Raw genomic sequence first — 13,883 nt, 5'->3', positions numbered from 1 at the left:
GTAGCCAGACCGGGGTGGCCCGCATACGGACCACCCCGGCCGGAGATCACCGCACGTAGCGCCAGACCACCGGCGTGCCGCCCTCGTCCAGCGGCTTGTTCGACGTGATTCCCGCGATCGTCCCGTCGTCCGAGACGACCCGGCTCTGCGCCCGTCCGAAACCCGCCGGGGTCGGCAACGCCCCGGACCGCTCGGTGCCCTGCCAGGTCACCGAGCGGTTCATGATCGGCTCGGGGGCAGGCTCCAGCCCGGTCGTGAGCCCGTGCGAGTTGAGATCGACGCCGTACACGCCACCGGGCAGCGCCTCGGCGGTGGTCGGCGTGCTCCACACGAACGCCTGCGAATCCTGGATCGCCGGGTCGTAGGCGCTACCGGCGATCCGGCCGTCCTCGATGGCCCTCACGGTCACGGAATCGTATCCGGCGGGAGCGGTGACCTCGGTGAGGTCGCCGTTCCTCCACACGAATCCGCCGTTGTAGAGACGGCTCAGCAGGACCGTGCCGTCGTCGTCGATGTCGGTCGCCAGCAGGCCGGCCGGGAGCAGCTCGGGACCGGACGAGGTGGCGGTGGCCCGCCACAGCACCGCGCGGGTGCCGTCCGGATCGTCCTTCTTGTGGGCGTTGCCGACCACGTCACCCTGGTCGTTGACGGCCACGCCGTAGACGTAGGAGAACCCCGCCGGGACCGGGAGGACCCGGAACCCGTTCGCGTCGAGGACGAACGGCCTGGTCTCCCCGGTGTCGTAGTCGGACGCGTCGCCCACCACCGTGCCGGACCCGTTCTGGTCCCAGGCCATCGCCCATTCGTATCCGGCCGGTACCCCGTGGACGGTCGGCGCGCCGTTCTTCCAGGTGACGATCTGCGAGGTCCCGCCGATGGGGAAGGCGCCCGCGTAGCCACCGTGCCCGTCCGCTCCGGTGACGAAGCCCCGCGAAAGTTCGCTGCCCGCGGGCAATGTCAGGAAGGTGGCCTCCCAGTGCCCTTCCGCCGCGTTCGCGGGCACGGCGCCCAACGCGGTCATCCCGATGGTGGTGGCGGCGAGAAGGACCCCGCGCGCATTCTGGACTTGACGATCATGTTCGTCCCCATTTCCCCAGATCTGTACCGAGGGAACGCGCGAACCGGGCTTTCGGTTGCCTAGCGGCGACGGCTCATGATCAGCGCGACCGCCAGCGGCAGCAGGAAGACGAGGAACGTCCCGCGGGTGAAGAAGAACAGCGCGATCGCGACCGCCGCGGCTATCGGTACCGCGCTGGCCGTCAGCCATTTGGACGGCTGGACCTCGTTCTTCGCGGACGCCTGCGCGACACCGGGCATCGGGGGCAGGGGGAGCAGCGCGCTGGGGCGGGGCGAGGGCAGGTCGGTGAACAGCGGTTCGAGCTCGCTGGCCATCCTCGCCGCGCTGATCTTCGCCGACCGCGTCCCGAACTCGTCGAGGTCGAGTCTGCCGGTGCGGACATGCTCCTCCAGCGCTTCGAGCGCGTCTTGGCGTTCGGCGTCGCTCAGCCGCATGTCCGGTCTCTCGGCACTCACGTCCCGAGTCTACGGGCGGATCAGCCGTCCAGCTCCCGTCGGCGCTGCTTGCCGAGCTTCTTGTGGGAGTTCTCCCAGCCTTTGCCCCAGATGCTCTCGCCGACGGCGCTGATCCCGATCGGGACGAGGATGAACCACCAGGTGAGGTCGGTGGTGACGATGAGCACGATGGTGGCGATGAACAGGATCGGCAGGAGCGCGCTCATGACGCGCTGCACCGGGGAGATGCCCGCCCACGGCGACGCCGGTTTCTCCGGTTCGCTCACGGCGGTCCTGGGCGTGTCGTAGCGCGGATGCGGTTCCGGCAGGTCGGCGAAGACCTCGGCCAGGTCGCCGCGTGTCTTGGCGGCGGTGATCCGGGCGGACCGCTCGCCGAACTCGTCGATGTCGATCCTGCCGGCGCTCATGTGCTCGCCGAGCGCGGTCAGCGCGGACTCGCGATCCTGATCACTGATCCGCAGCCGCGGAGACGGAACCTCGCTCACCCCTCCGATGGTAGGCCGGGCGAGGCCTCGTCAACCACGACATCCGTCAGTCTTTTCGCACTGGCGCAAAGGTGTTGTAGCGGTCGTGCCGTGCCCTTCACCCTGGTCACGCGTCCGGGAATCGGGCGTGATCGAGAGAGGGGGGACCTCATGCGGAAGTTCATCACCAAGGTCGCGCTGGTGGCCGGGATCGCGGTCGCCGCGCTGCCGGTCGGCGTGGCGTCGGCAAGCGCCACGAACTCGCCGGGGGGCGATGCCGAGGTGCGCGGCGGCTGCTTGGGCAAGATCTGCGGCACGGTGCTCAACAAGTCCGGCCACGACATCTGGGCGATCCGCACGTTCGACTCGAACGGGCCGAAGCCCGGCACCGAGTGGCGGCGGCTCAAGCCCGGCCAGAAGACCCCGAAGAACCAGGACTGGGACGGCGTCTACGTCGAGTGCAAGGCCAAGGGCACGCTGTCCACCTGGACCTTCCCCGGATTCTGGTGGGACGAGGACTGGAAGGGCAAGGCGGGCTGGTGGTACAAGATCAGTACCGACCAGGACATCCACGTGGAGAAGCAGTACTGCTGATCCGCCGGTCCCGGTGAGTCCACAGTGGACTCACCGGGAACGCGGTCAGTCCTTCAGTTCGAACAGCTGGGTGCCCTGCGTCACCGCGGCGCCGACCTCGACCGCGAGGCCGGTGACCGTGCCCGCCTTGTGCGCGGTGACCGGGTTCTCCATCTTCATCGCTTCGAGCACGACGACCAGCTCGCCCGCTTCGACGTGCTGGCCCTCTTCGACGGCGACCTTGACGATGGTGCCCTGCATCGGCGCGGTGACCGCGTCGCCGCTCACCGCCGCCTTGGTGCCGCCCGCGCGCTTGCGCGGCTTGGCCTTCACGGCCGTCCCGCCGCCACCGGCGTCGAGCGAGAAACCGCCGGGGAGCGACACTTCGAGACGGCGGCCGCCGACCTCGACGACGACGTTCTGACGCGGCGGCTCTTCCTCGGCCTCGGCCGCTTCCGGCGCGACGAACGGCTCGATGGTGTTCTCGAACTCGGTCTCGATCCAGCGGGTGTGTACGCTGAACCCGTTCTCGTCGCCGACGAAGGCCGGGTCGTTCACGATCACGCGGTGGAACGGCAGGACCGTCGCCATCCCGTCGGCGACCATCTCGGCCAGCGCGCGGCGGCTGCGCTCGAGCGCGTTCTGCCGGTCCGAGCCGGTGACGATCAGCTTCGCGAGCATCGAGTCGAACTGGCCGCCGATCACGCTGCCGGACTCGACACCCGAGTCGACACGGACGCCGGGGCCGCTCGGTGCGACGAACTTCGTCACAGTGCCGGGCGCCGGCAGGAAACCGCGGCCGGCGTCCTCACCGTTGATGCGGAACTCGATCGAGTGGCCGCGCGGTTCCGGGTCCTCGGTGATGCGCAGCTTCTCGCCGCGCGCGATACGGAACATCTCGCGCACGAGGTCGAGGCCCGTGGTCTCCTCGGACACCGGGTGCTCGACCTGCAGCCGCGTGTTGACCTCGAGGAACGAAATCGTGCCGTCGACGGCGACGAGGTACTCGACGGTCCCGGCGCCGTAGTAGCCGGCTTCCTTGCAGATCGCCTTCGCGGATTCGTGGATGCGCTTGCGCTGCTCGTCGGTCAGGTACGGCGCGGGTGCCTCCTCGACCAGCTTCTGGTGGCGGCGCTGCAGCGAACAGTCGCGGGTGCCGACGACGATGGCGTTGCCGTGCTGGTCGGCGAGGACCTGCGCCTCGACGTGGCGCGGCTTGTCCAGGTAGCGCTCGACGAAGCATTCGCCGCGGCCGAAGGCGGAGATCGCCTCGCGCGTCGCGGATTCGAAGAGCTCCGGGATCTCCTCGCGGGTGCGGGCGACCTTCAGACCGCGGCCGCCGCCGCCGAACGCGGCCTTGATCGCGACCGGCAGGCCGTGCTCGTCGGCGAAGGCGACGATCTCGTCGGCGTTCGCGACGGGGTCCTTCGTACCGGGCACGAGCGGAGCCCCGGCGCGCAGCGCGATATGGCGTGCGGTGACCTTGTCGCCGAGGTCGCGAATGGACTGCGGGCTCGGCCCGATCCAGGTGAGCCCGGCGTCGATCACGGCTTGGGCGAAGTCCGCGTTCTCGGAAAGGAACCCGTAGCCGGGGTGGACCGAGTCCGCGCCCGACCTCTTGGCGGCGTCGAGCAGCTTGTCGAAGACGAGGTAGCTCTCGGCCGCGGTGGTGCCGCCGAGGGCGAAGGCCTCGTCCGCGAGACGGACGTGGGGTGCGTCGCGGTCCGGGTCGGCGTAGACGGCCACGCTGGTCAGCCCGGCGTCCTTCGCCGCCCTGATCACCCGTACCGCGATCTCCCCGCGGTTCGCGATCAGGATCTTGGTCACCGGACCACCTGTGCCGGCCTGCTCGGTCACGCCGTACCTCCTGCGTTCGCACGTCGGGCCGCCCCGATGCGGCTCCGCAGCAGTTTACGGAAGTTCCCGCCCCGATTAGTGAGAGCAAGGCCACCCAGTGACCTTCGTTTATACCAGCGCGGGGCGGTGCCGCAGTTCTTCTGGAAGGTCGGAATCGAGCATGATCAGGTCGTACGGCTGGGCCTGGTGGACCCGGCCGAGGTGCTCGGATTTGACCAGTGCCCACGGCTGGTGCGGACCGCAGCACTCGACCAGTCGCTGCACGGAACTGAAGGCGATCAGCGCCATCCGGCCGTCCTTGGTCGGGCGGAGTTCGATCTCCGCGCTCGTGTAGTCCTTCGGCTTTTTCGCCGTGGGGAGGAACAGTGCGGTGGGCAGTCCGGGGTTCGTCACAGGAACAACATAGACGTGCACTCTGCGCTAGATCACTTACGCTCTCGGATATGCGGACTCAGGAAGCACGGGCGCCGCGATCCGTGCTGCTCACCGCGCTGCTGGCGGTGGTGGTGACGGCAGGCGTGATCGTGGCCGTGATCCTGCTCCGCCCCGCCGCTCCCGTGCCCACCGGTGACCCCGGCGTGCCTCCGGTGTCCGATGCCGCCCCGAGCGCGCCCGGCGTCAACTGCGGCGACGCCGCCTGCCGGGAGATCAGCGCGATGACCGTCGGCGGGCTGCCCGTCGTGCTGCTGGCCGACGACGCGGGGAAGCAGGGTGTGGTCCGGATCGGGTCGGACACCGTGTACCCGCTGATCGTCAACGACATGGGGGTCACCCTGAAGAGCGATTCTCTGCGCTGTGTCGACGGCACGACGCCGGTGTGCCTGGTGCGTGGCGAAGTGGGCGGTGGCTCGGCGGGCGAGTTGTTCGTCGCGCGCGGCGAGATCTGGCGGGACACCGGGAAGCCTTATTTCTCCGACGCCGGGACGGTCGCCCTGCACGATGTGACCGCCGACGGGATCGCGGACGTCATCGTCGTGCGGCACGAATGCCCCGGCGCGCAGTCCGGCTCGGCGCGGTGCCAGGCGGCGCCGGTGCTCGCGGAGGTCTACGACGTCGCTCGCGGCTCGGTGGGCTGCACGCGCCGGTACACCGCGCCGTCGGAGCTGAGGGGATGGCCGGATGTGCGGCTGACGAAGGCGGATCTGAGGGCCTGCCCCTGAGGGGGAGCAAGGGACCTTTGCTACCACTTCTCTTGACGTTGAGAGAAGTGGTAGCAAAGGTCCCTTGCTCACTTTTCGCAGGTGGCTGCCGGTCCTCGGAGCATGAAGTCCGTGAAGGCCTCCTTCACTACCGTGAGGGTAGGGAAGGAGGCCTTCACGGACTTAAAGAACCTCAAGCACCCGCGGCAGCAGGCTCCTTCGCGGTGGTAGTAGCCGCTTCGCCGTCGGGGGTGGGCGAAGGGTCCGTCGGCGAGTTGAGCACGTCGTCGTCCAGCAGGCCTTCGCCGCGCGCGACGACCACCGGCACGACGATCTGGCCCGCGACGTTGGTCGCGGTCCGCATCATGTCCATGATCGGGTTCACCGAGTAGATCAGCGCGATCCCGAGCGCCACCTGCTGCGCGTCGAGCCCGATGAACGCGGTGGTCAGGGTCAGCGCGGTCAGCCAACCGGTGGTGCCCGCGGTGGCCAGCGCGCCGAGCACGGCGACCACGACGATCCCGACGTACTGCCAGATGTTCAGCGAGACACCGGAGAGGTTCGCGATGAAGATGGCGCCGATCGCGGGGAACACCGCGGCGCAGCCGTCCATCTTCGTGGCGCTGCCCAGCGGAGTCGCGAAGGCGGCGTACGCGGGCTGGACGCCCAGGTTCACCGCGGACTGCCGGGTGAGGGGCAGCGTCGCCGCCGAAGACTGCGAAGCGAACGCGAACTGGATCGCCGTGCCTGCCTTGGAGAAGAACGTCAGCGGGCTGACCTTCGCCACGAACTGCAGCAGGATCGGGTAGACCACCAGCAGCACCAGCAAGCAGCCGACGTACACCGCGAGAGTGGTGGACAGCAGCGGCCGGAACAGGGCGTCACCGTAGTTCGAGACGGCGGCGCCGATCAGGCCGATGATGCCGATCGGGGCAAGCCGGACAACCCAGCCGAGGTAGCGCTGGATGATCTCGAAGACGCTGGTGGTGAAGTCGACGAACGGCTTGGCCTTGTCGCCGAGGCTGTAGGCGGCCGCGCCGATGATCACGGCGAGGAACAGCACCTGAAGTGTCGAGCCCTCGGTGAAGGCCGCGAAGAAGTTCTTCGGCAGGAAGCCTTCGATGAAGGCACTCCAGGAGCCCCAGTTGTCGACGCTCTTGGTGGCCTTGTCCGCGTTCTTCGCCGTCGCGGCGACGCCTTCGCCGAGGCCGCCGCTGCCGGGGTTGAACAGTTTCGCGACCGCGATGCCGATCAGCGACGCGATGAACGAGGTGATCGCGAACCACAGGACGGTCTTGCCGCCCAGCCGCGCGGCCTTCTTGCCGCCGCCGAGATTGCGCAGGCTGTTGATGCCGACCACGATCGCCGTGAAGACCAGCGGGATCACCGCGATCTGCAGCAGCGTCGTGAAGATCGTGCCGATCTGGTCGAGCAGGTCGGTCAGCCAGCTCGCCTCGGTCGTCCTGGCGAGCACGCCGAGCAGGGCGCCCACGACGAGCGAGCCGAGGACCGCCGCCGCGAAGACCTTTGGCCTTTTGTAGGTCCGAATGAAAGACACGGGGCGACTCCGGTGCGTGAAGGTTTCCTGATTTCCCGAACGTGAAGAACGTTCGGCGAAGCAGGACTCTTCCGGATCACCCGATCGTGTGGGAGTCGTCTCAGGATGCGGGACGCGTCCACAGCTCGATGACGCTCACGCCGACCTCGGCCAGCAAACGCCGGGTCAGCGGCAGGCTGATCCCGATGACGCTCGAGAAATCGCCGTCGATTCCCTCGATGAACCAGCCGCCGAGCCCGTCGAGCGTGAAGCCGCCGGCCACCTGAAGCGGCTCACCGGAAGCGATGTACGCCTCGATCTCTTCTTGTGAAGGTGTACCGAAGCGAACAGTGGTGCCTTCGGTTCCAGACGCTTCTTTCGTCTTCACGCCGTTTTCGACGCGAATGATCGCGTGGCCGGTCAGGAGTTCGCCGGTTTTGCCCGCCATTGACGCCCAGCGCTCGCGCGCGGCTTCCGGCGTGATCGGTTTCCCGACCATCTCACCGTTGATCGACAGCATCGAGTCGCAACCCACGATGACCATGTCGCCGTGCCCGCCGAGCGTCTCGAAAACCGTTTCGGCTTTCGCGGCGGCGAGCGCGCGGACCAGCTCCTCGGGAGCCGGATCGGTCAGGGACGCGGCGACGGCGTCCTCGTCGACGCCGGACACGACGACGCTCGGGTCGAAGCCGGCGGAACGCAGGACACCGAGGCGGGCGGGGGACTGGGAAGCGAGGACGAAACGCACTTGAGGAAGGTACTCGACGGCCCGCCGTTGCCTGATTGTGACCTGGGACACCCGAACGTGGAGCTAGTTTGTTGTGGCGCGCAACATATGGATTGTTCGAGCTACGGAGGAACCAATGTCGTCCCGCCTCCGCGTCAGAAGATCACTTCGCACGACGCAAACCACAGTGCTCGCAGTACTGCTCCTGGCTGGCTCGGCCCTGTCGCCGGTGGCGTCCGCCGCCCCGGGGCCGGTCTACAAGAATCCCCACGCATCGACGTCCGCGCGGGTGAACGACCTGCTCAAGCGGATGAGCCTCGACGACAAGATCGGCCAGATGACCCAGGCCGAACGCGGCGCGGTCACCCCCGAACAGGCCGCCGCGCTCAAACTGGGGTCCCTGCTCTCCGGCGGCGGCTCGGTACCCGCCAGCAACACACCGAACGGGTGGGCCGACATGGTCGACTCGTACCAGAAGGCGGCGATTTCGACGCCGCTCGGCATCCCCACGCTCTACGGTGTCGACGCCGTGCACGGCCACAACAATGTCTACGGCGCGACGATCTTCCCGCACAACATCGGCCTCGGTGCGGCCAACAATCCGCGCCTGGTCGAGAAGATCGGCCGCGCGACGGCGCTGGAAGTCGCCGGAACCGGCCCGCAGTGGGACTTTTCGCCGTGCCTGTGCGTCGCCCGTGATGATCGCTGGGGCCGGACCTACGAATCCTTCGGCGAATCCCCGCGCGACGCCATCGCGAACGCCTCGGCCATCACCGGTCTCCAAGGGCGCAGACTCGGCGAGAAACCGGGATCGGTGCTCGCGACGGCGAAGCACTACGTCGGCGACGGCGGTACGACGAACGGCGTCGACCAGGGCAATACCGAGATCGGCGAACGCGAACTGCGTCAGATCCACCTGCCGCCGTTTCGGGAGGCGATCGACCGCGGCGTGGGCTCGGTGATGATCTCGTTCTCCAGCTTCCAGGGAGTGCGCATGCACGCCCAGAAGTACCTGATCACCGACGTTCTCAAGCGGGAGCTGCGGTTCTCCGGCCTGGTGATCTCGGACTACAACGCGATCAACCAGATCGACGGCAAGGAAGGCTTCACCCCCGAAGAGGTGCGGCTCTCGGTCAACGCGGGCATCGACATGTTCATGGTCCCGTGGGACGCGCCGCAGTTCATCTCCTATCTCAAGGCCGAAGTCGAAGCGGGCCGCGTCTCCCGCGACCGGATCGACGACGCGAACCGGCGCATCCTGGCGCAGAAGTTCAAGCTCGGCCTGTTCGAGCGCCCGTACACCGACCGTTCGCTCCAGAAGACGTTCGGCAGCAAGGAACACCGTGAACTGGCCCGGCAGGCCGTCCGCGAATCCCAGGTGCTGCTGAAGAACGACGGTGTGCTGCCACTGGCGAAGAAGAACAACAAGATCTTCGTCGCGGGCAAGAACGCGAACGATATTGGAAACCAGGCGGGCGGCTGGACGCTCACCTGGCAAGGCCAGAGCGGCCCGGTGATCCCGGGCACGACCATCCTCGACGGGATCAAGTCGGGGGCGGGGAAGGGAACCACGGTGACCTATGACCGTGCGGGTAACGGAATCGACGGCAGCTACCAGGTCGCCGTCGCCGTGGTGGGCGAAACGCCGTACGCCGAAGGGCAGGGAGATCGTCCGAACGGCTTCGGGCTCGACGCGGAAGACCTCGCCACGATCGCCAAATTGAAGGCTTCCGGGGTCCCGGTCGTCGCGGTGACCGTGTCCGGGCGCCCGCTCGACATCGCTCCGCAACTGCCGCAGTTCGACGGGCTTCTCGCCGCCTGGCTCCCGGGCAGCGAAGGCGTCGGTGTCGCCGATGTCCTGTACGGCGACTACAACCCGACCGGGAAGCTGACGTTCAGCTGGCCGACCAGCGCGGCGCAGGAACCGGTGAACGTCGGTGACGGCAAGAAGGCGCTGTACCCGTACGGCTACGGCCTGCGGTACCGCCGGTAGCTTCCGCCCTCCCGCGGATGAGATGAACGGTCCTTTCCTTGCGAAATTCGCAAGGAAAGGACCGTTCATCGCACTGGCGGCGGGCCCACGAGCCGCATTCAGAGGACTAAATGCGGCAAGGGGTCAGGCGGCGCTGGCGGCGGGTTCGGGGGCAGGGGAGCGAGGCGCCCGCGGAGCCGGACGGCGCATGGTGAGCGCGGCGAGCACGCCCAGCACCAGTACCGCGGCCGGGAGCAGCAGTGTCACCCTTGCCGCATCGGTCAGTCCATTGTGGACGGCGTCGAGCGCGAGCCGCTGGGCCTGCTCGGCGACGCCGGACGGCAGGCCGGGGAACGCCGCCGTCCCGGAGGAACCGAACTCCCCGGTCGATTCCGCGGCCTTCGCGACACCTTCCGCGAACGGGGCCCGGTACTGCTCCGGCAAGGCGCTCGCGGCCACCGCGGCCTCGTCGGCGATCGAAACGCTGATCCGTGCCTGCAGCAGCACGCCGACGGCGGCGCTGCCGAGCACGCCGCCGACCTGGCGCGCGGTGTTGAAGATGCCCGACGCGGTCCCGATGAGCCGCGGCTCGACCGAACTCATCGCCAGGTTGCCCATCGGCGCGAAGATGAACCCGATCCCGAAGCCCGCCACCAGCAACGCCGGGGTGAGCGCCCAGGCGTTCGCGCCCGCCCGTGCGGTCAGCGCCGCCAGTGCCAGCCCCGCGCCCAGCGCGGCCAGCCCGATGATCAGCAGGACCTTGCCGTTCACCTTGTCCGAAGCGCGGCCGACGAACGGGCCGATCAAGCCGCCCAGCAGCGACATCGGCGCGAACAGCAGGCCGGACATCGTCGGCGACTCGCCGAGCACGGCCTGGAGGTAGATCACCAGCGGAAGGAACATGCCGGTCATCGCGAAGCCGACGGTGACCGCGGTCAGCGCTCCGGCCGAGAAGTTACGGTTCGCGAAAACGCCCAGCGGCAACAAGGGTTCCTTGCGGTTGAGCCGCTGCCACACCACGAAAGCGACCAGCAGGGCGACACCGGCGCCGATGATCTCGAACACGGTGATCGGCCCGAAGACGCGGCCCCAGTCGTACTGCTGTCCATTTTGGACACCGTAGACGACGCAGAACAGGCCGGCTCCCGACAGCAGGATGCCGGGGACGTCGAAGGAATGTGAGTGCTTCGGCTGCCAGTCCGGCACCTTGAGCAGTGCCAGCGCGAGCGCGACCACACCGACCGGCAGGTTGACGAAGAAGATCCATTCCCAGCCGAGATGGTCGACGAGCACACCGCCGAGCAGCGGACCGACGATGGCGGCGATCCCGGCGACGCCGCTCCAGAGCCCCATCGCGGGGCCGCGTTTCGACGGCGGGAACAGATGGCTGATGAACGCGAGGGTCTGCGGTGTCATCAAGGCGGCGCCGAGTCCCTGCACCGCGCGGGCCGCGATCAGCATTTCGACCGAACCGGACAGGCCGCACCACAGCGAGGCCAGCGTGAACACCACGAGCCCGGCCAGGTAGACGCGTTTCGGGCCGAAACGGTCGCCGAGCCTGCTGGCGAACAGCATCGGCACCGCGTAGGCGAGCAGGTAGACGCTGATCACCCAGACGATCGCGTTCAGGCCCGCGCCGAGTTCGCGCAGCATCGCGGGAATCGCGGTCGAAACGATCGTGGTGTCCAGCAGGATCATGAAGAAACCCAGGCACAGCGCGGAAAGCGCCGCCCAGGGGTCAGCTTGTCGCGCGTTCATCGCTGTCGTCCTCGGTGACCAGGTTCAGGTGCGGGGTGCAGTGCTCCTGGAACCGGATGCGGCCGGATTCCAGGTCTTCGACCAGCTTCTTGGTCCACTCGAGTTCGAAGGCCCGCCGCGCGGTGGCGTAGGACCAGTCGAGCCAGTAGATCTCGGGAAGCTTGTGCTCGTTGACGAGGTTTTCGAGAACGACCTGGTCGGAGGCGATGGCGGCCTGAAGCCGCAGCACACGGTGCTTGAGGTGGGTGAGCGACATTTCCGGGCCGAGCTCGTCGATGACGGCGAGCGCGCTGAGGTACTCGGGGTACTCCTCGGCGGGGTTGGCCAGCATGTCATGCGCCCGGTCGACGAACTCGTCTCGACCGGCGTCCGTCATCGCGTACACGGTGCGCTCGGGGCGCTTCCCGTCGCGCTGTGTCTCGACGACCTCGACGAAGCCGTTCTGCACCAGGCGATCCACCGTGTGGTAGAGCGAGCCCGCCTTCACCTTGACGCGCGTGTTGACGAAGCGCTCCCGCATCAGCTGCGCCATCTCGTACGGATGCATGGCCCGTTCGTGAAGGAGTTCCAGCACCGCCATGGCGAGTGGGGTGAGCTTCGAGGCCATGGATGATCCCCTCGGAAGATTCCTTGCTGATTATTCCGAGTGGACTATATGGCAGGACCGGTCCGGGCTCAAGTACGGGGTTCGCGTGCTTGAAGGCGTGACTCGCGTGCTTGAAGGCGTGACTCGCGTGCTCGGAGGCGGAACTCGCGTGTCAGTTCAGGGGTCTCGGCCCGATTTCGCGTTCGAGGAATCGGTGGTACTCGATGGCCGCGATGGAGTTCTCCAGCTGTTCGAACGTCGGGGCGGGGAGCGCGCCGTTGAAGACGATGGTGAGGCTCTTGCGCGGGATGTTGATGACGTACGGATCGACGTCGAGTTCTACGCAGTGGCTCCGCAGGACCGCGGTCCAGTGGTCGAGGTCCTCGTCCTCGCCGAGGTGCTCCCATCGCGCGACGATCCAGTTGCCGTTGATCAGCTGTCCCGCCATCTCCCGCGGATCGTGGACCATGTACGGCTCGGCGACGTCGTTCATCGCCCGAGGTGCTCGAGGAGCGCGGCGAAGGACTCGGCCGGGAGCACCAGGATCGGCCGGGTCTCGTCCGGCATCGCCCACTGTTTGGTGTCCCGGATGCCGACCAGGCCGGGCGCGGCGCCGACCTCGACGCAGGCGTTCTCTTCCCAGTGCGTGTAGGTCGACTTGTGCCAGCCGGTCATGTTCTCGTGCCAGGTGGTCATCGGAGGCCCTTTCCCCAGTGACTGTTTCGGCAAGTAGACGGGTTGCGCGGCAGCAAGGTTGGCGAGATCGGGTGATCTGCGCCCGTTGGTCGGTGAACGGCTTCGGTGATCGCGTTCGGCGCACGAAAGGGGACCTTCACCGACAGCTGCCTTACTCACGATGCACTCTCGGAGTGCATAGCGCAAAGGGTCTTAGGTCACCGAAGTGAATCGGCCGCGAGCTGTCGGTAGTCGGCGGCGATCCGCGTCAGATGTGAGCAGGCGATGTCGCCGTAGGTGGCGTAGTGCTCGACTTCGGTGAAGCTCTTCTCGTAGTCGGCCACTTCGCGTTCGTCCGTGACGAGCGCCGTGGCCGTCTGAGTCCCGAGGAGCACCGCGCGCGAGTCGTAGATGTCGAAACCGTGGAGGACCGGGACCGAAACCGGCGCGGTCCACGGGATCACGCCCAGCCGCACCCGGCCGCGCCGGGACACCTCGATGAGGTGGCCGAGCTGGGCCAGCATCGTCGCCGCACCGCCCATGTTCCAGCGCAGGGCGCCTTCGGTGAGCACGAAGTGGAACTCGCGGTTCGAGTCGAGGATCCGCTGGCGTTCCAGCCTGGCATCGACCGTCTGGTCGCGTTCGTCGGCAGGCAGCGAATCACCGAACAGGGCGGTGATGTAGTCGCGGGTCTGGAGCAGGCCGAACACGATGGTGGGCTGGAAACTCCGGATACGGGCGGACGCCGTCTCGATCTTGCCGATGCGCTGCTGCATCCGCCAGGCACCGCGCTGGAGGACGACGCGGGCGGACGACGCCTCTTCACGGAGGTCCCGGGTGATCGCGACGAGCGCCCGCCGGACCTTCGCGGGCGCGCGGTAGACGCGGCACAGCGCGACGACCTGTTCCTCGGTCGGCATGAACGCGCCGGTTTCGACCCGCGAGACCTTCGACTGACTGAGGCCGGTGAGCCTGGCCGCTTCGGTACCGGACAACCCGGCGGCTTTGCGCAGACGGCGCAATTCGGTGGAGAGGTGGTCCTGGTTCGTCACGCACGGCTTT

Annotated in this window: 15 protein-coding genes; 3 read left to right on the top strand and 12 right to left on the bottom strand. The window is 67.8% G+C overall.

The window, feature by feature from the left end; translation table 11 throughout:
* Positions 1-46 precede the first annotated feature (46 nt).
* The 3 genes from AC069I_RS01270 to AC069I_RS01260 all read right to left on the bottom strand — a co-directional run bounded on the left by AC069I_RS01270 (position 47) and on the right by AC069I_RS01260 (position 2,018).
* Positions 47-1,021, bottom strand: a complete 975-nt coding sequence (locus AC069I_RS01270) for a hypothetical protein (RefSeq protein WP_478264620.1) — start codon at positions 1,019-1,021, stop codon at positions 47-49.
* 116 nt (positions 1,022-1,137) lie between these two features.
* On the bottom strand, positions 1,138-1,512 hold the full coding sequence (locus AC069I_RS01265) for a DUF1707 SHOCT-like domain-containing protein (protein WP_034304743.1): 375 nt from the start codon (positions 1,510-1,512) through the stop codon (positions 1,138-1,140).
* A 41-nt stretch (positions 1,513-1,553) separates the two neighbouring features.
* The gene (locus AC069I_RS01260; protein WP_478225136.1) at positions 1,554-2,018 is read right to left on the bottom strand and encodes a DUF1707 SHOCT-like domain-containing protein; all 465 of its coding nucleotides are present in this window, start codon (positions 2,016-2,018) and stop codon (positions 1,554-1,556) included.
* 150 nt (positions 2,019-2,168) lie between these two features.
* Between AC069I_RS01260 and AC069I_RS01255 the strand changes: the two genes are divergently transcribed.
* Entirely contained in the window at positions 2,169-2,591 is a 423-nt protein-coding gene (locus AC069I_RS01255; protein ID WP_478225137.1) for a hypothetical protein, read from the top strand.
* A 45-nt stretch (positions 2,592-2,636) separates the two neighbouring features.
* Here AC069I_RS01255 and AC069I_RS01250 read toward each other — a convergent pair whose 3' ends face one another.
* Both AC069I_RS01250 and AC069I_RS01245 read right to left on the bottom strand, forming a co-directional pair.
* Positions 2,637-4,427, bottom strand: coding sequence for an acetyl/propionyl/methylcrotonyl-CoA carboxylase subunit alpha (locus AC069I_RS01250; RefSeq protein ID WP_478225138.1), 1,791 nt, complete (start codon positions 4,425-4,427; stop codon positions 2,637-2,639).
* Positions 4,428-4,535: 108 nt separating this feature from the next.
* On the bottom strand, positions 4,536-4,820 hold the full coding sequence (locus AC069I_RS01245) for an SAV_915 family protein (protein WP_478225139.1): 285 nt from the start codon (positions 4,818-4,820) through the stop codon (positions 4,536-4,538).
* Positions 4,821-4,903: 83 nt separating this feature from the next.
* Between AC069I_RS01245 and AC069I_RS01240 the strand changes: the two genes are divergently transcribed.
* Entirely contained in the window at positions 4,904-5,587 is a 684-nt protein-coding gene (locus AC069I_RS01240) for a hypothetical protein (RefSeq protein ID WP_478234048.1), read from the top strand.
* Between the two features lie 172 nt (positions 5,588-5,759).
* On the opposite strand, the gene AC069I_RS01235 is transcribed toward AC069I_RS01240, so the two are convergent.
* Positions 5,760-7,124 (bottom strand): dicarboxylate/amino acid:cation symporter, encoded by a 1,365-nt coding sequence (locus AC069I_RS01235; protein WP_478225140.1) that lies wholly within the window; start codon positions 7,122-7,124, stop codon positions 5,760-5,762.
* A 100-nt stretch (positions 7,125-7,224) separates the two neighbouring features.
* Entirely contained in the window at positions 7,225-7,851 is a 627-nt protein-coding gene (locus tag AC069I_RS01230) for a Maf family protein (protein ID WP_125680147.1), read from the bottom strand.
* Positions 7,852-8,017: 166 nt separating this feature from the next.
* Here AC069I_RS01230 and AC069I_RS01225 point away from each other — a divergent pair, with 166 nt between their 5' ends.
* Positions 8,018-9,823 (top strand): glycoside hydrolase family 3 protein, encoded by a 1,806-nt coding sequence (locus tag AC069I_RS01225; RefSeq protein ID WP_478225141.1) that lies wholly within the window; start codon positions 8,018-8,020, stop codon positions 9,821-9,823.
* Positions 9,824-9,946: 123 nt separating this feature from the next.
* On the opposite strand, the gene AC069I_RS01220 is transcribed toward AC069I_RS01225, so the two are convergent.
* From AC069I_RS01220 to AC069I_RS01200, 5 genes are all read right to left on the bottom strand, one after another.
* Positions 9,947-11,560 carry a DHA2 family efflux MFS transporter permease subunit gene (locus AC069I_RS01220; protein ID WP_478264619.1) on the bottom strand — a complete coding sequence of 538 codons (1,614 nt, stop codon included), beginning with the start codon at positions 11,558-11,560 and terminating at the stop codon, positions 9,947-9,949.
* On the bottom strand, positions 11,541-12,167 hold the full coding sequence (locus AC069I_RS01215; protein ID WP_478264618.1) for a PadR family transcriptional regulator: 627 nt from the start codon (positions 12,165-12,167) through the stop codon (positions 11,541-11,543). Before AC069I_RS01215 ends, AC069I_RS01220 begins: the two co-directional genes overlap by 20 nt.
* 151 nt (positions 12,168-12,318) lie before the next feature.
* Positions 12,319-12,639, bottom strand: a complete 321-nt coding sequence (locus AC069I_RS01210) for a hypothetical protein (RefSeq protein ID WP_478225144.1) — start codon at positions 12,637-12,639, stop codon at positions 12,319-12,321.
* A complete protein-coding gene (locus tag AC069I_RS01205; RefSeq protein ID WP_465417216.1) occupies positions 12,636-12,842 on the bottom strand; it encodes a DUF397 domain-containing protein in 207 nt (68 codons plus the stop codon). The genes AC069I_RS01210 and AC069I_RS01205 overlap by 4 nt, the downstream gene beginning before the upstream one ends.
* Positions 12,843-13,039: 197 nt before the next feature.
* A complete protein-coding gene (locus AC069I_RS01200) occupies positions 13,040-13,873 on the bottom strand; it encodes a helix-turn-helix domain-containing protein (protein WP_478225146.1) in 834 nt (277 codons plus the stop codon).
* Positions 13,874-13,883 lie beyond the last annotated feature (10 nt).

The sequence above is a fragment of the Amycolatopsis sp. NPDC043885 genome (genome assembly GCF_056435685.1).
Note: the sequence above shows the minus strand (reverse complement) of the source record. Positions and strands in the feature narration are given on the sequence as shown.

What these genes read in the sequence shown, in the direction of transcription:
- AC069I_RS01210 (WP_478225144.1), bottom strand. Translation starts at nt 12,639, where the DNA reads ATGAACGACGTCGCCGAGCCGTACATGGTCCACGATCCGCGGGAGATG.
- AC069I_RS01220 (WP_478264619.1), bottom strand. Translation starts at nt 11,560, where the DNA reads ATGAACGCGCGACAAGCTGACCCCTGGGCGGCGCTTTCCGCGCTGTGC.
- AC069I_RS01255 (WP_478225137.1), top strand. Translation starts at nt 2,169, where the DNA reads ATGCGGAAGTTCATCACCAAGGTCGCGCTGGTGGCCGGGATCGCGGTC.
- AC069I_RS01215 (WP_478264618.1), bottom strand. Translation starts at nt 12,167, where the DNA reads ATGGCCTCGAAGCTCACCCCACTCGCCATGGCGGTGCTGGAACTCCTT.
- AC069I_RS01270 (WP_478264620.1), bottom strand. Translation starts at nt 1,021, where the DNA reads ATGACCGCGTTGGGCGCCGTGCCCGCGAACGCGGCGGAAGGGCACTGG.
- AC069I_RS01265 (WP_034304743.1), bottom strand. Translation starts at nt 1,512, where the DNA reads ATGCGGCTGAGCGACGCCGAACGCCAAGACGCGCTCGAAGCGCTGGAG.
- AC069I_RS01205 (WP_465417216.1), bottom strand. Translation starts at nt 12,842, where the DNA reads ATGACCACCTGGCACGAGAACATGACCGGCTGGCACAAGTCGACCTAC.